The 20,813-nt window shown below is 51.6% G+C and carries 7 protein-coding genes; all 7 read right to left on the reverse strand.

What is annotated here, in order from left to right:
* Nucleotides 1–31: 31 nt before the first annotated feature.
* The 7 genes from VIS94_00375 to VIS94_00405 all read right to left on the reverse strand — a co-directional run bounded on the left by VIS94_00375 (nucleotide 32) and on the right by VIS94_00405 (nucleotide 20,744).
* Complete coding sequence (locus VIS94_00375; GenBank protein HEY9159528.1) at nucleotides 32–2,131, reverse strand: PASTA domain-containing protein; 2,100 nt, start codon at nucleotides 2,129–2,131, stop codon at nucleotides 32–34.
* 113 nt (nucleotides 2,132–2,244) lie between these two features.
* Entirely contained in the window at nucleotides 2,245–4,713 is a 2,469-nt protein-coding gene (locus VIS94_00380) for a PKD domain-containing protein (protein ID HEY9159529.1), read from the reverse strand.
* Nucleotides 4,714–4,861: 148 nt separating this feature from the next.
* Nucleotides 4,862–8,167 carry a PKD domain-containing protein gene (locus VIS94_00385; protein HEY9159530.1) on the reverse strand — a complete coding sequence of 1,102 codons (3,306 nt, stop codon included), beginning with the start codon at nucleotides 8,165–8,167 and terminating at the stop codon, nucleotides 4,862–4,864.
* 163 nt (nucleotides 8,168–8,330) lie between these two features.
* Nucleotides 8,331–14,720, reverse strand: a complete 6,390-nt coding sequence (locus VIS94_00390) for a PKD domain-containing protein (GenBank protein ID HEY9159531.1) — start codon at nucleotides 14,718–14,720, stop codon at nucleotides 8,331–8,333.
* A gap of 405 nt (nucleotides 14,721–15,125) precedes the next feature.
* Nucleotides 15,126–17,231, reverse strand: a complete 2,106-nt coding sequence (locus VIS94_00395; GenBank protein ID HEY9159532.1) for a PASTA domain-containing protein — start codon at nucleotides 17,229–17,231, stop codon at nucleotides 15,126–15,128.
* A gap of 109 nt (nucleotides 17,232–17,340) precedes the next feature.
* Nucleotides 17,341–19,779, reverse strand: a complete 2,439-nt coding sequence (locus VIS94_00400; GenBank protein HEY9159533.1) for a PKD domain-containing protein — start codon at nucleotides 19,777–19,779, stop codon at nucleotides 17,341–17,343.
* A gap of 266 nt (nucleotides 19,780–20,045) precedes the next feature.
* Nucleotides 20,046–20,744: a PKD domain-containing protein gene (locus VIS94_00405; GenBank protein HEY9159534.1), complete on the reverse strand. Its 699-nt coding sequence runs from the start codon at nucleotides 20,742–20,744 to the stop codon at nucleotides 20,046–20,048.
* Nucleotides 20,745–20,813: the final 69 nt, after the last annotated feature.

The following is a 20,813-nucleotide window of genomic DNA, read 5'->3' on the forward strand; positions in this document are numbered from 1 at the left end:
TTTTCAGGGTCTCCAGCTACTGTTGAACTTTCTATAAACCAAATGCGTGACCTGCAGCTTCCTGGCCGTTATATCTCACCGTAACCGTTCCTGCACCTATAGTCTTGTTGACGACTGGCAGGTTTATATTCGTAAATGTGCCCGCATAATTGCCGGTGAAGGCAAGATTCCCTGTAAACGTGCCGTTGAAGCTTGTATTGACTGTACCGGAAACCGTACCGTTAATGATAATCCTCCTGTTTCCAGTACAATCCACCGAGTGTAGCGCCGTTATGTAGATAAGAGAATCCACATAATTTGTGAATATTACCTTGATGAGCCCGCTCAATCCGCTTAGAGCAACGGTAAAGTGCACATTCCCGTCGCCGCAGGTATCATAATAGGTTTCGTCCGTACCTATGTTCGGGTTAGGATCCTGTATCATTACCCTTGCAAGAGGCGCACCCGCCGCAAGCTTTGCCACCATGTAGAATTCCTCGAGAGTGTAATCGATGCGACCCTCGTCATAGCTGCTGAGAATGCTGTTTGTATATGATGGCGATGTGCTGCATGCCTTCACCTTGTAGTATTTGAAGTTCTTGAAGTCGTTCATGATCGGACGGGCAATCAGCTCATAGGCATCAATGTTTGCAGCGGTAAGATCGGTCGGCAGGTCGGGCAGAGTTAGCGTCTCCGTCTGCATATCGTCATAGGTTGTTGTCGGAGCATCCACCGTTCCAATGAGGTTGTATGTGCCTATCGGTGAATCGGCGCGGTAGATCTCATACTTGCCCGCATTGGCCACGGCATTCCATGTTATCCTCACCCTGTCGTTCAGATTATGGTTAAGGAGCGGGTTCGTAACCGAGGTCAATATGACATCGGAAGCCTTGACGTTCTGCGGAGCAGGCAATTCCTGGGCGCATACACCGCTTGAAATTATCAGTTGAACGGTTGACCCCGGAGTCACCATCGTACCCGGGGCAGGAGACTGGCTGATCACACCACCTGCCGGAATACTGTTGCTGCACGTTGAACTTGTGCTGCATACAAAGCCTGCTGCCGTCACATCGTCGCAGCTCGCCGCATCAGGTACGGGAACCGTGCAACGGCCGTTCGAGAGGATCAGGTTGACTGTGGAGCCGTATGTTAAACCTGTACCCGGCGGCGGACTGATTCCTATCACTCCGCCCTGAGGAACTTCGTCGCTGCAATAGAACACCCTGTTGCATATGAGTCCGGCGGCAGTTATTTCCTCGCAGGTTGTTGCGTCAGGAACCGTTGCACCACACAATCCGGTTGAAATTGCCAGCTGTATTGTAGAACCGGGAAGCACCATAGCCCCTGCCTCAGGTGACTGGGTTATTACATAGCCTGCCGGCACCGTGTTGCTGCAGAGCCTGGTCCTGCTGCATACGAATCCGGCTTCCTCGACATCATCACAGCTTGTTACTATCGGGACCGGCTTCTCTATGGTGCAGGGACCCGTCGAGATCAGAAGACTCACGGTGGTGCCGGGCTGAACCATGGTACCTGCTGGTGGAGACTGCCTGATCACGATTCCTGCAGGAATCGACGGACTGCAGCTCTGCTGGATCTCGCAAACAAGTCCGGCGGCAGTTATGTCCGAACATCCGATGGCGGCAGGCACCTCAACCTCGTTCGAGCAGATGCCGCTCGAAATGGTGAGAGTCACTGTTGCTCCCGCAGGCGCGTAAATCCCTGCTTTTGGCGACTGGCTGATCACGGTCCCCTTAGGATAAGTATCGCTGCAGTTCTGCACCTTGGAGCAGACAAGGCCTGCGTTTACTATATCGTCGCAGTTATTGGCGGCCGGAACTACAGAGGGAGGCAGTTTCACGATGACCTTCCATGTTCGTTCTGCATTTACCACAAAAATTGACTTCACCTTGATTTCGTATGTGCCCAGACCGTAATCCATGCTGTTGAATGTAAATACGGCCTGAGTCGCGCCGGATACCGGTGCATCGTTCACATACCACTGGTAGGTCCCAAGGCCTTTCACATTGAACGTCTGGGTACTTCCCCATGTAAGCGGGATATTGCCCTCGGGCGGCGAGGACGAGAATATGCACCCGGCCAAAAGAACCAGCGGCATCATGATCAGAATGAGCTTCATGTTTCGCTGCATATCATGTCTCCTTTTAATGATGATCTTTATTATCCCGGGGCTTTTCCGACGCCCCTCACATTGCCTCAAACATCAGGGAAGGAGTATTCATCCCTCCCTGATAACTCATATTATTAATCCCAGACTGTGACAGAGATGTCATCGAACCACATGGCATGGGGCACCCAGGTGGCGCCGCCGTTGCCGTTGAGCCTGAAATTAAGGTTTGTTACGATCTTGTTTGCAGTCCAAGAATACTGGGTCCAGAAATTTGTACCTTCATAATTTACCCGTATTGTATCACCCTCGAAAAGACCGGAAGCAAGGCTCGGGAACTTGTCATATATCGGAGTGACTGCATAAAAGGACACCGAGTAGATATATCTCCCCGAATAGTTGGTCAGCTTGTGCCACCCGGAACCACAGTCGCCCAGGAAATTGTTGCAGTCCTTCATCCTGTATCCATAGCTCCCGGAATTCTTTTCATCAGTCGTTGTCCCTACCGGTCCCATGACCCCGTAGCTCGTAAGCACCCAAGTGTTGCCTGCACTGTCGTTCAGGGACCCGCCCTCGAAACCGGTTGTATATGTTGCCTGCGGCGTGGTGAATGTGACGGTATCGACGCTGCTGTTAATCGTTCCGTCGTCCACGACCAGGCTTATCACATAGGTTCCCGGTACATCCAGGGTTATTACCGGATTGACCGTCAGCGGGTTTGATATGATTGCTGAGCTGCCTGACGGTTTTGTGGTGAGTGTCCATGTATAATGCAGCGTGTCTTCAGGGTCGAGGTCGGAAGAGCCTGATCCGTTAAGCTGCACCACCCTGTTCGCAAAGCGAACTGACTGATTGGCGCCGGCCTCGGCCACAGGGGTGTTATTTGTCGCGTTTATCTGCACGGTATCCTGCAGACTGTAGTCCTCGCCGTCATATACCACGAGTCCCAGTGTGTATATGCCCTTCCTGTCAGGCGTAAATGTCGGATTGTATATTGCCGGATTGGAGAACGAGGCGGTGCTTCCTGCCGGGGCCGTGACAACCGTCCACGCATAGGTAAGCGTATCCCCGTCAAGGTCCGAGCCGTTGCCGCTAAGCTGCACCAGATGATTATTGAGTATGTTGACGTCGATTCCCGCTTCCGCCACGGGAACATGATTTGTGGTCGTTACAGTGACAGTGTCGGGAACACTCGAGATGTTCTCGTCGTCCTTAACAGTGAGGCTGAAGGTGTAGATGCCCTTCTTGTCAGGCGTGAATGTCGGGGTCACTGCAGTCGAGCTTGAGAGTGTAGCCGTACTCCCATCAGGACGTCCGGTTATTGTCCACGCATAGGTCAGCGGGTCGCCGTCCGGGTCATAGCTGGCACTGCCGTTGAGCTGTGCCGTCTGGGTGAACGGGATGGTGATGGGATTGCCGGCCACTGCAACCGGTGTGTGGTTCGAGCAGGTGACCGTTACAGTGTCTTCAGCAGTGAGATCGCCGTCGGTGACGACCAGCTTGATCACGTATCCGCCCTTCTTGTCAGGCGTAAAGGTCGGCTTGTCGCTCGTGGGGTTGACGATCTGCGCGTTACTGCCGCTCGGCCTGTTGATTACAGTCCATGTATAGGTCAGCGGCGTACCGTCAGGGTCGGTGCTTAAGCTGCCGTCAAGATTTGCCGTGCCGCCAACGTCGGAGATCGTTATGTCATCTCCAGCATGAGCGACAGGTGCCGTGTTGAAGACTTCGATGATTACAGTGTCTATACCGCTATTGAATGTGCCGTCGTTTACGACCAGCCTTATTGTATAAACTCCTTTCCTGTCCGGCATGAAACTGGGATTGACACTGGTCGGGTCCACCAGCGTAGCACCGCTGCCCGCAGGCATGGTCTCCATCGACCATTGATAAGTCAGCGGGTCATGTTCGGGATCGCTGCTGGCGCTGCCGTCGAGAAGCACGACGTTGCCGAACAGGACTCTCTGGTCAGGACCTGCATTGGCAGTCGGCGGGAAGAAACTCGTACCGACATTAATGACAACTGCATCGGCCGCGCTGTTCTGCTCGCCGTCGTTTACTATAAGCCGGATTGTGTATGCACCTTCCTTGTCAGGGGTAAAGCTCGGGTTTACGGTATATTGGCCAACAAGTTCCGCAGAACTGCCCGCCGGCCTGGATACCATGCTCCATAGATAGACCAGAGAATGGGCCTCGGGATCCGAGCTTGCGCTGCCGTCAAGATAGACGTTGTTGCCGAAATAAACATTCTGATCAGGACCTGCATTTGCGATCGGAGGCATGTTGTAGTAGACCTCGACCGTCCATTCCTTTGTCAGTATCTTGTTCTGGAGCTGATCCTTGGTCTGAACCCTGAACTTGTTAGTACCCTTGTCAAGTACTTCCGCAATATAGGTGTAGGATGATCCTGAGACCCCGCTTAAGAGGGTATCGTTCTTATACCATTCATAGGGGCCGTTCATCGCACCGTTCACTTTGAACGTCTGCGATTCGCCAACCTTCAATGTAATGACTGAAGTCGTCGATGGACTTACTGACATGATGCAGCCGCTCAACCACAAGGCCGTTAAAAACAGCGTGGCCAACACCAAATAGCATCTCTTCATTGTATCCTCCTGCATTTGATTTTTTTTCATGCCGCCCTATTGGAGGCATGTTAATTCCTTCCTAACAATCCAAAATTTCTGTTTCAAAAAATCTTTAACCGGTTACAAAAAGGGAAAGCCTGTGCCTTCCCCTTTTACCAAGCTGAATCTAATTCCATAGAGTTACACTTATATCATCGAACCACATGGCATGTGGTAACCAGGCGCCACCCCCGTTGCCGTTGAGCAGGAAATTAATATCTGTTACTACCCGGTTTGGAGCCCATGAATACTGCGTGTAGAAGTTGACGCCGGTATATGCGACCCTCTGTGTAGCCCCCTCGTACAGACCGGCTGCAAGATTCGGAAACTTGTCGTATGTTGGTGTAACAGCCCAGTATGACACCGATATCACGAATCTGCCTGTATAATTGGTCAATTTATGCCAGCCTGACCCGCAGTCACCCAGGAAATTGTTGCAGTCTTTCATCCTGTAGCTGTAGCTTCCTGTATGGGCTTCTGCATCATAAGCCCCGACAGGACCCATGATCCCGTATGAGGTTGGAGTCCATGCATTGCCGCCGCTGTCGTTCAGGGAGCCGCCCTCGAAACCGGTGGTGTAAGTGGCCTGTGACGTGGTGAGCGAGACGGTATCAGCTGCACTGTTCGTCTCGCCGTCGTTGACCGTAAGGCTGATCACGTATGTGCCGGGCAGATCCAGAGTAATAGTCGGATTAACTACGGTTGTACTGGAAAGGACTGCAGAGCTTCCTGACGGACTCGATGTAACTGACCAGCTGTAGGTAAGCGGGTCGTTGTCAAGGTCGGAGCTGCCGCTTCCGTTGAGCTGGACCGTGCGGTTCGCATACCTTATTGCGGTCTGATTGGCGCCTGCTTCAGCTGTCGGAGCGAAGTTTGCCTGTCTGGTGAGTATCATCGTATCAATGGTGTAGGTCGTGCCGTCATAGACCTGGAGCTGAATTGTGTAGACTCCTCCCTTGTCCGGCTTGAAGGTTGCGCCGTTAAGGCTTTCCGGGTTGGAGATGACGGCTGTGCTGCCGGAAGGCGCTGAAAAGACCGACCACATATAAGATAACGAGTCACCGTCAGGGTCGGAGGCGGTTCCGCTGAGGCTTGCTGTAACGCCCTTGTTGATTGTCTGGTCGTTACCGGCCCATGCATAAGGTGCACGATTGGGAACGGTAATGCTCATACTGTCAGGAGAACTGTATTGCACGCCGTCATCAACGACAAGCTGTATCACATATGTGCCCTTCATATCCGGCGTGAACGTGGGCTTCATGACATATCTGTTTGAAAGCACGGCCGCACTTCCGGCTGGCGCAGAGGTTATGGTCCACACGAAATTGAGCGGCTGGCTTTCCGGGTCGTAGCTGGCACTTCCGTCCAGCTGCGCCGTTGTACCGAGATAGATGCTGTTCTGGTCCGGGCCAGCCGAAGCAACTGGCAGGTTATTATAGACCGTCAGCATGACGGTATCCTCTCCTGAAAGATCGCCGTCGCTCACGATCATTCTGAACACATACACGCCTATGACATCGGGAGTAAAAGTCGGGTTAAGAATTGCAGGATTTGACAGCGCAGCAGAGCTTCCATAAGGGGCTGAAACGATTGACCAGGAAACGGTAAGCGGCGAACCCTCGGTGTCCATACCACTGCCGCTGAGCTGGACTGCCTGACCTCCGCCGGTAAAGAACAGATCAATGTTGTCCCCTGCCTCGGCTGTCGGGGCATTGTTGTACACCACCAGCTTGACTGTATCAGCCACACTGTCGTCTTCACCGTCATTTACGATCAGCTGGAATACATATTCGCCCTTCATGTCCGGCAGGAATGTAGGGTTTGCTATCGCTGGGTTGGAGAGCACAGCAGAGCTGCCCTCAGGCCTTGAGAGAATTGTCCACGAATATGCTAGCGGGTCACCGTCAAGATCGGTTCCACTCCCGTTAAGCTGAGCCGTGAAATCGGGGAAGGCAATGGACTGGTCATCACCCGCCTCGACCGTTGGCGCATGGTTTGTGATGCTTATGATGAACGTGTCGGGCGCACTCACAAGTTCGCCGTCGCTCACGATCAGCTGCACCGTGTATCTTCCTTTCTTGTCCGGGGTGAACTGCGGATTGATAATCGCCGGATTTGAAATCAAAGCCGTGCTGCCTGCAGGCCTTGATATGATGGACCATGAATAGGTAAGAGTATCTCCGTCAGGATCATGGCTCAGGTTGCCGTTCATGTGCACGGTGGTGCCCAGCGATATGGTGATATCGGAGCCTGCCTCGGCAACCGGAACGTTGTTCGAGGATGTCAGCGTCACTGTATCCTCGCCTGAAAGATCGCCGTCGCTCACGATCAGCTTGAAGACGTATGAGCCTTTCCTGTCCGGTGTGAAGCTGGGCTTCGCGGCGGTATCATTGGATAGTGCAGCAAGGCTCCCAGCAGGTTTTGAGATGATAAGCCACAGATAGGTTACCGGGGTGCCGTCCGGGTCGTTGCTGAGGCTGCCGTCAAGTGTTGCAGTGCCTCCGAACGGAATCGTCATGTCGGTCCCGGCATCAGCAACAGGCGCGTTGTTGAAAACGTAAATGTCCATTGTATCCTGTCCGCTGGTAAGCACACCGTCAGAAACTGTCAGTCCTATTACGTAATGTCCCTTCCTGTCCGGCGTGAAGCTGGGTGTCTTGCCGGAAGGATCAGATATCTGAGCAATGCTGCCGTCAGGCTTTGAAATAATCGACCAGGCATAGCTTAATGGTTCATTTTCCGGGTCTGAACTCAGACTGCCGTCCAGGTTAACGGTCGATCCCAGCAGAACTGTCTGGTCAGGACCTGCATTTGCAGACGGCGGGAAGTTGCTGAGATAAGCGGTTATTGTCACGGTATCCGAGGCAGATTTCTCACCGTCGCTCACGAAGAGTATCAAGGTGTAGCCTCCTGCTATGTCAGGTTTAAAGGTTGGTCTTGCTGCAGTCGGGTCTGAAAGGGAGACCGTGCTGCCTGCAGGTTTTGCCGTGAAGTACCATGTATATGTCAGCGGCATGTCTTCGGGGTCAGAGCTCAGGCTGCCGTCAAGCTGAACAGTTGTCCCGAGAAGGATGTTCTGGTCATTGCCGGCCTCTGCGACAGGCGGCAGGTTTCTGATTACTTCAACCGTCCATGACACGGCAAGGGTCTGATTGGTCATGCTGTCCACGGTCTGTACCATGAGGGTGAATTTGCCCACATCCCCGTTGACCGCGGTGTATGTATATGAGGAGGCGGTGGATACACTGACGAGTCTGGTGTCCTTGTACCACCTGTATTGTCCGTTTAGCGAACCCGTCACTTTGAAGGTTTTGCTCTCGCCCACCTTAAGAGTGACAGTCGAATTCTTGGCCGGGCTGGTGGAAAGGATGCAGCCGGCAAGGCTTGCAGCCAGTATGGTAATAAGGGATATGAGAACCAGTTTCCTTTTCATTGCATCCTCCTGAAAAATTTATCTGCATGCGGCCCGAAAAGGCCACATGCATCCATTTTTAAAGCGTCTGAAATTTTTGTTTGCCCAACTTTTATCAAAGCTTCCTCTCATCAAATCTTCAGGGGAAGGCTCACGCCTTCCCCTATGTTTTTTCCAACTACATTTAATCCCATATTGTGACGGAGATATCGTCGGAGTACATAGCATGGGATATCCAGGTTGCTCCGCCTGTGCCGTTCATCCTGAGATTGATATTCGTGACTACCCGGTTGGGAGCCCATGTGTACTGTGTCCAAGAGTTTTTACCTGGATAATGGACACGTTCGGTAGTACCCTCGAAGATACCCGCCAGGTCAGCCGGAAACTTTTGTGAAGTAGGAGTATAGAACCAGGCGCTTACCGATATTACGAATTTGCCAGTATAATTGGTCATGGAGCTATAGCCTGAACCGCAATTGCCAAGGGTATTATTGCAGTCCTCTATATGATAACCATATGACCCCGAGCGTTTTTGGGCAGTATCAACTGCGCATGTGCCCATGTTCGAACTGGTATACAAAGTCCATGCGTTGCCACCGCTGTCCAAATTGGAAGGAGCCTCCCAACTTGTTGTGTATGTGGCCTGGGACGTGGTGAGGATTATCGTGTCGGCAGCACTGCTCACTGTGCCGTCATCCACAATAAGCTGGATGGTATATGAACCTGGCAGGTCAAGCGTGATGGTCGGGTTCACAATCGTGGTGCTGGATAGTGTAGCTGAGCTACCTGTGGGTCTTGAAGTTACCGACCATGAATATGTCAAAGTATCGCCATCCAGGTCTGAGCTCCCGCTACCGCTGATTTGCACAGTCCGGTTGGCGTATTTGACAGCGGTTTGGTCTGCCCCTGCATTTGCGGTCGGCGCCCGATTTGGCACACTCAAGGTCATGGTGTCTGTGCCACTTGCTGTGCCGTCGCTCACGTTCAATTGCAGGACATACGTACCCTTGCTGGTTGGTGTGAAGGTCGGTCCGGGTATATTGGGGTTGGAGAACTGGGCGCTACTCAGGTTCGGACCGGAAGAGACAGACCATGTATAAGTCAGGGTGTCTCCGTCAGCATCGCTTCCGCTGCCGGCCAGAGTGGTTGCCTGGCCCTTGTAAGTCGATTGGTCGTTGCCAGCCTCGGCCGTCGGTGCACGGTTGGGAACGGTCACGGTCAGAGTGTCTGTAGCATTCGCCGTGCCGTCGCTTACTGCCAGCTGCAGCACATAAACGCCTTTGCTGTTCGGTGTAAAGGTCGGGCCCGCAATGCTGGGATTGGAGAATTGGCTGGCGCTTGTGTTGGGTCCGGAAGAGACAGACCATGAATAAGTCAGGGTGTCTCCGTCAGCATCGCTTCCGCTGCCGGCCAGAGTAGTTGCCTGGCCCTTATAGAGCGGATTCACGTCAGGGCCGGCCTCGGCAGTCGGTGCGCGGTTAGGTACGGTCACTGTCAGAGTGTCGGTAGCATTCGCCGTGCCGTCACCAACTGTCAGCTGCAGTACATAAACACCCTTGCTGTTCGGTGTAAAGGTCGGACCCGCAATGCTGGGATTGGAGAACTGGCTGGCGCTTGTGTTGGGTCCGGAAGAGACAGACCATGCATAAGTCAGGGTGTCTCCGTCAGCATCGCTTCCGCTGCCGGCCAGAGTGGTTGCCTGGCCCTTGTAGAGCGGGTTCACGTCAGGGCCGGCCTCGGCAGTCGGTGCGCGGTTGGGTACGGTAATGATCATGGTGTCGGTCACGGTGTTGACGCCGTCTGTTACGCTCAGCTGAAGCGTGAACGAACCCTTCCTGTCAGGTGTGAAGCTGGTGCTGAAGCTGTTCGGGCTCACTGGCTGCGCAGTGCTGCCTGACGGTCGGACTGTCACTGTCCATGTCGGCGTAAGTGTCTGGTTCTCCGGGTCGGTTGCGCTGCCGGTGAGTGTTGTTGTCTGGTCCTTGTAGACTGTCTGATCGTTTCCGGCATTGACCGTCGGCGCGACATTGTAGGCCGTTATCGTTACATAATCTGCAGTGCTGAGATGCAGCCCGTCTGATACGACCAGACTGATCAGGTAATCACCAACCTTGTCCGGAGTGAGCGTAGGCGTGACCGATGTAGGATTAGCAATGATGGCGCTGCTTCCGGAAGGTGACGATACAATCGTCCACGAATATGTAAGGTTGTCGTTCTCAGGGTCGTGGCTTCCGCTGCCGTCAAGGGTAGCTGTTGCGCCGAGCCCGTCGAAGAAAAGGTTCTGGTCGGGACCTGCCTCGGCGGTCGGCGCCTCATTGGGAACTGTCACAGTAACATTGTCGGTTACGCTGTTGACACCGTCGGATACGGTCAGGGTAACCACGTAATCACCAGTCTTATCTGGTGTGAAGCTCGGAGTCAGGCTTGCAGCATTAGATAGAGTTGCATTGCTGCCTGTCGGCCTTGAAGTAAACACCCAGGAGTATGTCATCGGCTGTGATTCAGGATCGGACGCACTCCCGATCAATGTCACCAGTGTGTTCCATTGAGCCGTCTGGTTATTGCCCGCCTCAACTGTCGGCGCTACGTTATAGGCTGTGATCGTCACTGAATCAGCTGCGCTCACGTTGACGCCGTCGGAAACGACAAGGCTGATCAGGTAGGTGCCCTTCATGTCTGGAGTCAGCATCGGCTTCTCCGCATTGGGGTCAGAGAGCGAGGCGCTGCTGCCAACCGGAGCGCTGACAATAGTCCAGTGATAGGTCAGCGGGTCGTTCTCAGGATCGTGGCTTGCGCTTCCATCAAGCGTTGCGGTCAGGCCCGTGCCGAAGAAGATGTTCTGGTCGGTACCCGCATCCGCAATAGGCGTATTGTTAGGAACAGTTACGGTGACGCTGTCAGATGCTGTGTTGACGCCGTCTGATACTGTAAGTGTGATTATGTACACACCCGTCTTGTCAGGTGTGAAGCTGGGGCTGACGGTCGTGGCACCCGTAAGCGTTGCATTGCTGTTGGTCGGCCTTGATGTGAAGGCCCATGAATAGGTCAGTGCGTGCAGCTCGGGATCATAGCTTCCACCGCCGTTCAGCGTTACGAGAGTATTCCATGCTGCGGTCTGATTGTCGCCGGCCTCGGCATGCGGTGCCTGGTTTGTCGCATTTATGATAACGGTGTCCGGTGAGCTGAACAGTTCGCCGTCGGATACGACTAGGCTTACCGTGTATGAACCTTCCTTGTCGGGCAGGAATGTGGGGTTGACTATTGTTGAGTTGGATAGTGCCGCAGTGCTGCCTGCCGGGCGCGATGTAATTGTCCAAGCATAGGTGAGCGTCGTGTCCGGATCCTGGTCTGAGCTGCCGCTTCCGTCAAGATGAGCCACATCGCCATAGCCGTAAACAAGGCTGATGTCGCTTCCCGCATTGGCCGTCGGGGCATGGTTAGATGCAGTAATTGTGACCGTGTCAGAAGAACTCGTGTTGACACCGTCGGAAACCACCAGGCTGATAACATAGGCGCCGGACTTATCAGCAACAAAGGTCGGGGCTATGGTGTCTGCACCTGCAAGTGCCGCAGAGCTTCCTGACGGAGTGGAAATCATAGTCCACGCATAGGTCAGGGTATGGCCCTCAGGGTCGGTGCTCCCGCTGCCGTTCAGATGCACAGTCTGGTTGAAGGAGACATTCTGGTCAGGACCGGCGTTTGCTGTGGGCGGATCATTATATGCAGTCACCTTTACCGTATCAGGGGTACTGTTCAGGTATCCGTCGTTCACGGTCAGACTGATGGTATAGTCTCCCTTCTTATCAGGTACGAATGACGGGTTGACCGTGCCGGGATTGGTAAGGTCTATGACGCTTTGGGGCGGAGCGGTCAATATCACCCATGAGTATGTCAGGCTGGAGCCGTCGGGATCCGAGCTTGCGCTGCCGTTGAGTGTGGCAGCCGCCCCGTAGCCGAAGATTACGCTCATGTCAGGTCCTGCATCCGCAATCGGGAAGTGGTTTATGACCGTGATCGTGAGGGTGTCCGCAGCGCTGCTGAAGGCCCCGTCGGATACCACGAGGCTGATTACATATACACCTACCTTGTCGGGAGAGAAGGTAGGATTCATCAGCGTCGGGTTGGATATGAGGGCAGTACTCCCGGCAGGGGCTGAATCGACATTCCAGAAGTATGAAACGATCAGGGAGCCATTGGGGTCGAAGCTGGCGCTTCCATCGAGGTTTGCAGTCTTTCCGGGGAAGCCGAGTTCCTGGTCCGCTCCGGCTATTGCCATTGGGGCATCTCCCACCGTCACGGTGACGGCATCGGGAGTGCTGTAATCGTACCCGTCGAACACGACAAGTGTAATAACATACTGCCCTTCCTTGTCAGGGGTCAGGCTTGGATTTACACTATTCGGGTTGGTAAGTGAGGCATGGCTGCCGGAAGGTGCCGTTACTATCGTCCACGCATAGGAAAGCGGCAGACCTGAAGGTGCATGGCTGGCGTCTCCGTTGAAGTTTGCCGTTATTCCGGGGAAGCTGATGGACTGGTCAGGGCCGGCCTCTGCCGTAGGGGCATTGTTGATTGCGGTTATTGTAAGGCTGTCAGGGGCACTGTAAAGGTCGCCGTCTGAGGCTACAAGACTGATCACATATATACCGGGCAGATCGGGTTTTATCGACGGATTTACCACGTTTGCGTCCGGGAGAAGCGCCGCTGTGCTGCCGTAAGGTGCACTTGTTACCGTCCAGTGATAGCTTAGCGTGGTGCCTTCATCCGGGTCTGAGCTGGCACTGCCGTCAAGATGGACCGTCTCGCCGGAGCCGAATGTGAAGCTGTAGTCAGGTCCGGCCTCAGCTGTCGGTGCATTATTGTAAACATTGATCGTCATTGTATCCTGCATGCTGTCAGTCTCGCCGTCGTTTACGGTAAGCCCGATAACATAAGTGCCCTTTACGTCCGGCGTGAATGTCGGGTTGGCTATTGTGGTGCTGGAAAGCGCTGCGCTGCTGCCTCCCGGACATGAGATGATCGTCCACTTGTATGTCAGCGGGTCGCTGTCAGCGTCTGTCCCGCTGCCGTTCAGATGAGCTGTGCGGAAGAAGATCAGGTTGATGTCGTCACCAGCCTCGGCAACAGGGGCATGGTTTGTAGTCGTGACTACCACATCATCAGGCGCGCTTGACAGGAGTTCGTTATCAGTAACCACCAGGCTCAGAGTGTAGATACCCTTCCTGCTGGGGGTGAATACGGGTCTTGCGGCAGATGAACTCGAGAGCTGTCCCATGCTTGTGTCAGGACCTGACTTTATTGTCCATGCATATGTCAGGGGGTCGCCGTCAGGGTCCGAACTGGCGCTGCCATCTAGATGAGCGGACTGCCCGAATTCGATCGTGACATCAGCCCCGGCATTGGCCACCGGTACATTGTTCGATGATGTCACAATCACCGAAGCATTGGCCGAGAGATCGCCATCGCTCACGGTCAGCGTGAACACATAGGCACCCTTTTTATCAGGGGTAAAAGTTGGCGCCGGGCTATAAGGATCAGAGAGTACAGCCATACTTCCTGCAGGAGCTGTAGTACGTACCCAGGAGTACGACAGGGCGTCTCCGTCCGGGTCAGAGCTTGCACCTCCGTTGAGCCTTGTAGTTTCGCCCTGTAGGATTGTCACATCGAGGCCGGCATTGGCAATCGGGGCATTGTTGGTCACCATGACAGTAAGAGTGTCCTTGCCGCTCGAAAGTTCTCCATCACTAACTATAAGTCCAATCACATAGGTACCTGTCTTGTCAGGAACGAATGTGGGCGATACGGTTGTTGGATTGGCGATCCACGCCGCGCTGCCCGATGGTTTTGATTCTATCGTCCAGGCATATGAAAGCGCCTGATTTTCAGGGTCCGTGCTCCCCGAGCCGTTAAACGTCACAGTTCTGAAGATGTGAACAGTCTGGTCAGGGCCTGCATCGGCAGTGGGCGGATAATTGAGGATGTATGCACTGACAGTCGCGGTATCAGTTGCTGTTTTTACGCCATCGCTTACTATAAGCTGTATCGTATATCCTCCGACCTTGTCAGGAGTGAATGTCGGTCTTGCGGTATAGGGGTTTACAATGGAGGCAGTGCTGGCGGCAGGGCGGGTAAGAACAGACCATGTATAGGTCAGGGGCTTGCCTTCAGGGTCATAGCTGGCGCTGCCGTTGAGGTTTACGACGCTGCCCAGTGTAACAGGTGCATACGTGCCTGCTTCGGCAACCGGCGGCATATTATCAATAACATTCACGTTCCATTGCTTTGAAATGATATTGCCTGTAAGCTTGTCCTTTGTCTGCACCTTGAGTATGAATATCCCGGTATCTTCTTCCAGGGCGGTATAGGTGTAGGAAGCCTCCGTAATCCCGGGGATTACTACATTGTTTTTGGACCATTCATAAGGGCCGTTCATTGAACCTTTCACGGAAAAGGTCTGTGATGCACCTATATGTATGGAAACCGGTGTTGTGGTAGAAGGACTAGTGGAAATTATACAGCTGCTCAACCACAAAGTGACAATAGATACCACAGCTAGAAATATTACATTCCTTTTCATAACCCCCCCTGGAAATGTATTTGTTGTATGTAGAGTTCTGTAGTTAACAGATCAGAAAATCCGGAATTTTTTTTACCCTGAATAAGGAAATTGAGAGGCAGGCTGAATTTTTCTTCCCCTGGAATCCTCATAAATTCAATAAACATATGACCTCTATAAATAAGATGTCATATAGTACAAAATCTTGGGAAATAGACCCCATATAAAAAAAGGAAAATGAAAACTGAATATAAATAGTTTTCTTAATTATATATAGATATTTAATTAATGATTTAATTTGTATATGTCAATATTTTAATTTACAGTCTTAAAAAGGTTTTATGTTTCTCACAGCAGATAAACTGAAAGAAAGCTGGCGGGAGACCCAAAAAAGGTCTCCCGCTAATTATAGACTTTATAACCTTGCTAGAAACCAAAAGCATGGCCGTTGAGCGTTTCACCATTGTATATTACAGAAGTTGTACCTGTCTGAGGTTCCTGGTTCACTATTGGAATCGAAATATTCGTAAACTTGCCAGCAAAATTACCTGTGAATGCAATCGAACCTGTTAATGTGCCGTTGCCGCTCAAGGAAACTGTACCGCTGGCCGAGCCGTTCATGATCATTCTCCTGGTCCCGTTGCAGTCAATGGTGCCGGGAGGGTAGATGAAATTCTGAGAATCGATATAATTTGTGAATGTTACTGTGAGAAGACCACTCAGTCCGCTCTGGGTTACTGTAAAGTGAACATTCCCGTCACCGCACGGATCATAGTATGTTTCATTGGTTCCTAAACCAACGCTCGGGTCCTGAAGCATGACCCTTGTCAAAGGATTCCCGGCTGTCAGTTTCGCGACAGTGAAGAATTCTTCCAGGGTATAGTCCATACGACCCTGGTCATAGTTGCTGAATTCGCTATTGGTGAACATTGGCGATGAACTGCAGGCCTTGACTTTAAAATACCTGTAATTCTTGAAGGCGCTCAGTATAGGACGTGCTGCAAGTTCATAAGCGTCAAGGGCAGCAATTGTGAGTGGTGACGGCAAAACCGGGAGGTTGAGTGTTTCAGTCTGCATGACGTCATATGATGTGGCAGGTGCTGTGGCCGATCCCACAAGAGTGTATGTGCCTTCAGGGGTGTCGGAACTGTATATATCATAGGATGTCGCATTCGTAACCGCATTCCAGGTTACCCTGATCTTGTTGTTAAAATTATGGTTCAGGAGAGGATTCGTGACTGAGGTCAGCACAACATCCGAGGCCTGTACATTCTGAGGCGGCGGAAGTTGTGTCGTACATATGCCGCTGGAGATGACCAGTGTCACTGTGGAACCTGGATCTACAAGTGTTCCTGCAGCCGGAGACTGGCTTATAACACCGCTGGCGGGCACTGTATTATTACAAACTGTGCTCGTTTCGCATACCAGACCTGCAGCCTCAATCTGGGCACAACTCGTTGCATTAGGAACCGCAAGAGTACAACCCCCGCTCGATATCTTCAGATTAACCGTGGAACCCGGCTGTACGCCTGTCCCAGCGGGCGGACTCAAGCTTATTACACCACTTTCGGGCACTGTATTGCTGCACACCGTTGTCTGAAGGCATCTCAACCCGGCTGCCTCGATTTCAGCGCAGGACGTGGCTGCAGGAATTATCACCGGACACGGGCCGTTTGATATATTCAGCACTACTGTAGAACCGCCAAGTACCATCGTGCCCGGTGCAGGAGACTGGCTTACAACATGACCGGCCGGTACCGTATTGTTGCACACAGAGGTAGTGCTGCATACAAGTCCGGCGTTTGTGAGGTCGGAACAGTTCGTAGCCGCCGGCACGGGTATCTCTGTCGTGCATGAGCCGCTCGACATGGTCACTGCAACCGTTGTGCCGGGATAGACCATTGTACCCGCTGCAGGGTACTGGTTGACTATCTGGCCAAGAGGAATCTCCTCGCTGCACTCGGTGTACAGGGTCGGGCTGCATATAAGGCCTGCCGCCTCAATATCTTCACAGGTCTCGGCTTCCGGAACCGGAATCTCTACCGTACATGGCCCGCTCGAAATTCTCAGGGTTACTGTTACGCCTGCTTTTACCATTGTACCTGCAGCCGGAGACTGGCTGATCACATGGCCTTCAGGGACTGTACCGCTGCAGCTCAATTCCGTGTTGCATACCAGGTTTGCAGCCATGATATAGCCGCAGTTCAAGGCTAGAGGGACTTTTACCATTGGGTCGGTTACCGTAACGGTCCATGAACGCTCAGCCTCAGGGAATATGCTGAATTTGGCCTTTACCTTGACCACATAAACGCCCTTGGGATGTATCTGAAATGTGTAGCTGGAGTTCGTTTCACCAGGCTGGGCAATATCGTCAATATACCACTGAATTTTGCCACGGGCATTGACACTAAAATCCTGGCTTGTGCCCCATGTCAAAGATATGGGACCCTCAGGTGGGGTGGATGATAAGATGCATCCTGTAAGAACAAGAAGCGGTATCATGACCGGAAGGAGCTTAATGATTCGCTGCATGTTAAACCTCCGTAAATAATAAAAAGCCTTAATAGCTGGCCTTTACTGCAAACCCTATTGCAAATGTAGGGAAGGACTGACAGTCCTTCCCACTCATTTTTATTAAGCTTTAATCCCAGACAGTGAAAACGATGTCGTCAATAAAAACTCCGTCGGTGCCCCAAAAGCTGTCGAAATAGAATCCAACCTTTGTGATAGCCATATCTGGGGTGTAGCTTTTCAAATACCATGTGTTTCCGCTGTCTCCTCGAATATCCGCATACTTGCTGTTATTAAAGTAAAGGGACGTTTTGAGGGCGCTCATATTTGCCGCATAGCCGCGGAACTGGAAACTTATCTGGATGAGATAGGTGTTGGTGAATGTCCTGCTAAGCATGAGCGTGTTTCCACCGGCCCATGCACCCTGTGCCCAGAAGCTGTAGTTTCCGGAATAAGGCTCCTCATCATCGACATTTATGGTGCCCCAGCTTCCGCTGCTATCCTTGCTCCAAGGTGCGAGCACACCATCATCCCAATTTTCAACAATCGTTTCCTGGAATGTAGTAAGGGTTACCGTGTCGGCAGCACTGTTTACCGTGCCGTCGTTCACTATGAGCTGGATTATATATGTTCCCGGTTTGTCTGGCTTGAAGGTAGGGTTCACGATGTTGGCATTGGAAAGCGCCGCCGTACTCCCGGAAGGTCTGCTTGTTACCGACCATACATAGGTCAGCGGGTCGCCGTCAGGATCCATGCTTGCGCTTCCGTTGAGCTGCTGCGTGACGTTGTAACGGCAGCCCGGGATGTCAGCGCCCGCATCTGCTGTCGGTGTACGGTTCGATACGGTAACTTTTACCGTATCGGCAAGACTGTAATCCTGGCCGTCAAACACGATCAGCTGTATTACATAATCGCCTTTTTTATCGGGTACCAAGGTCGGATTTATGATGGCCGGGTTTGAAAGTGTTGCAACACTGCCAGCAGGACTGGATATGATCGTCCAGGCATAGGTAAGCGGGTCGCCGTCAACATCATAACTGGCGTTTCCGTTAAGATGTACCGTGGTATTGACATAACCGAAAGTGTCATTGCCGGCTTCCGCAATTGGCCTGTGGTTGGTGGTGGTGATGGTCATGAAATCCGGTGCACTGTAGAACTCACCGTCAAATACGATAAGCCTTATCGTGTATACCCCCTGTTTGTCAGGCTTGAACGTCGGTTCCATACCTGTCGGATTAGTAAGTGTTGCAATACTGCCGCCGGGTCTGTTTGTTATTGCCCAGTCATAAGCAAGTGAGTCTCCATCAGGATCGGAACTGAGAACCCCGGTGAGCATTACTGTACCACCGAAGGCTACGATGACATCACTGCCTGCATTTGCTACCGGCGCATGTTTTGTGGTGGAAATCTGAACTGTATCCTCACTGCTCAGGTCGCCGTCGCTTACCACCAGCTTCAAAATGTATACGCCACGTTTGTCAGGTGTGAAGGTCGGGTTTACTAATGTGGAATTGGTAATCGTTGCAATGCTGCTGGCCGGTGCTGAATTGACCGTCCATGTATAGCTTAGTGTTGTTCCATCAGGATCTCCACTTAAGCTCCCATCAAGATAAGCAGTTGAACCGAAATCAACGATTGCATCACTGCCTGCGTTTGCTACAGGCGCATTATTGTAAACGGTGATTTTAACGTAACTGAGCCCGCTGCTTGAAGAACCATCATTCACAACCAGACTGAACAGATAATCACCCTTTTTGTTGGGCATGAAGGTCGGATTGACAATTGTTGGATCAGAAAGCACTGCCTGACTGCCAACCGGTTTATTAACAAGAGCCCAGTAATAAGTCAGCGGATGGCCTTCAGGATCGTAACTGGAGCTTCCATCAAGCTGAACGACATTGCCAAAGAGCACATTTGCATCAGGACCCGCATTTGATACCGGAGGGATGTTTATGTTGTAAACATTGACAATAACAATTGACGGGTCACTGGTCTTGACTCCGTCACTTACGTACAGTGAGACTGTGTAAGAACCCTCGACATCGGCTATAAAAGTCGGATTCACTATGCCGGGATTGGAAAGGGTTGCGGAACTACCAGCTGGTTTAGCTACAATCTCCCAGAGATAGTTGAGCGGCTGGCCTTCGGGGTCACTGCTCAAGCTTCCATCAAGTTGCACAAGATCAGAACCGGTAAAAGGATGAATATTTATCGGCGATGATCCTGCGTTCGCAACAGGCGGGAGGTTGTTGATGACATTCACGGTCCATTCCTTGACCAATGTCTTTTGGTTGAGCTGGTCCTTTGTCTCAACCTTGATTTTGTTCATACCGTTGTCTTCAGCAACAGCGGTATAGGTATAGGATGTGCCGGTAGCCCCCGGAATGACTGTGTTATTTTTGTACCATGCATAGGGACCGTTCATCATTCCCGAAACCTTGAACGTCTGGGAGTCTCCCACCTTCAACGCTACAGATGTTGCAGGATTGGGATCGGTGCTTAAAATACATCCGCTGACACCAGCAACCATAACTGAAATCAGAAACACAAGAATTACATTTCGCTTCATTGTATCCTCCTCACTCTTATTTGACATGCAATCTCCAAGGATGCAGCCTGTTTACAGTCAAAAATATGTTCAAGAAAATCAATCATCTGTGAAAAAACCATTGATAACCCCCCTCATCCAGGCATGGGCAGACTGACTGATGCCCCATGCATACAAATAAATCAGCACTAATCAAATTTATCGACCTCATACAGATTTTTAAAAAATAAATTATATAATTATATCACTATAATATAAATCAATTAGAGTTTGTCAACCTCAATTACTTAATTTTTCTCAATAGAAGCATGGGGGTATCCGTTTACGATACCGCTGCTGAGACAGACATTATAACTGGCATCTCCGGTTCTTATTATAATGTTATCATTATCAACGGCTATAATCTCATTCGGGTAGCAGTCGTTATCATTCGGTATAAAACTCGTGACCTTTTTCAATATGCGGATGCCCCTGATTGTCTCTACTGCAACCGTCATCTCGGATTGATATTCAGAATTCACGGTTCCCGTGATGACCATTCTTCCGTCCGGAAGAAAAGCCGCCATCTGGTTAGCAACCGCATATTCGCAGGAACCTTCAGATGATTGTGAACCTGTCGTCAGAAAGGCCTCGGCAGGCAACGGATTAATTTTTACATGAAGATCGTCTGATGCGCTTATTGTTACAATATAGACAATTTCTACGGTAAGTTCCGCAGTATAGTCACCTGGTTCAGTATAAACATGTGTTGCCGTGATTCCATCTTCACCGGTTCCATCGCCGAAATCCCAGTATGCTTCCCGTTGAAATAGTCCACCCTTTACAGAGCAGGTGCCGTCAAAATCTATTGTATCGCCAACATAAGCGGTTTTATCCTCTCCTGCATCGACTTTGAGCATCCCCCCGTCATTTTTCATTTTAATGCTGCTGCACCCGGTTGCAAGCGTGATTATAATGATAGCCGTAAGAATATTTGTTCTCATCATTTTGAAAGCATTCGCATAATTCAGAGGTTTAATCAATCAAACAGTACAGTCTATTTTCACACTTTAAAA

The sequence above is a fragment of the Desulfomonilia bacterium genome (assembly GCA_036567785.1).
Classification (GTDB): domain Bacteria; phylum Desulfobacterota; class Desulfomonilia; order UBA1062; family UBA1062; genus DATCTV01.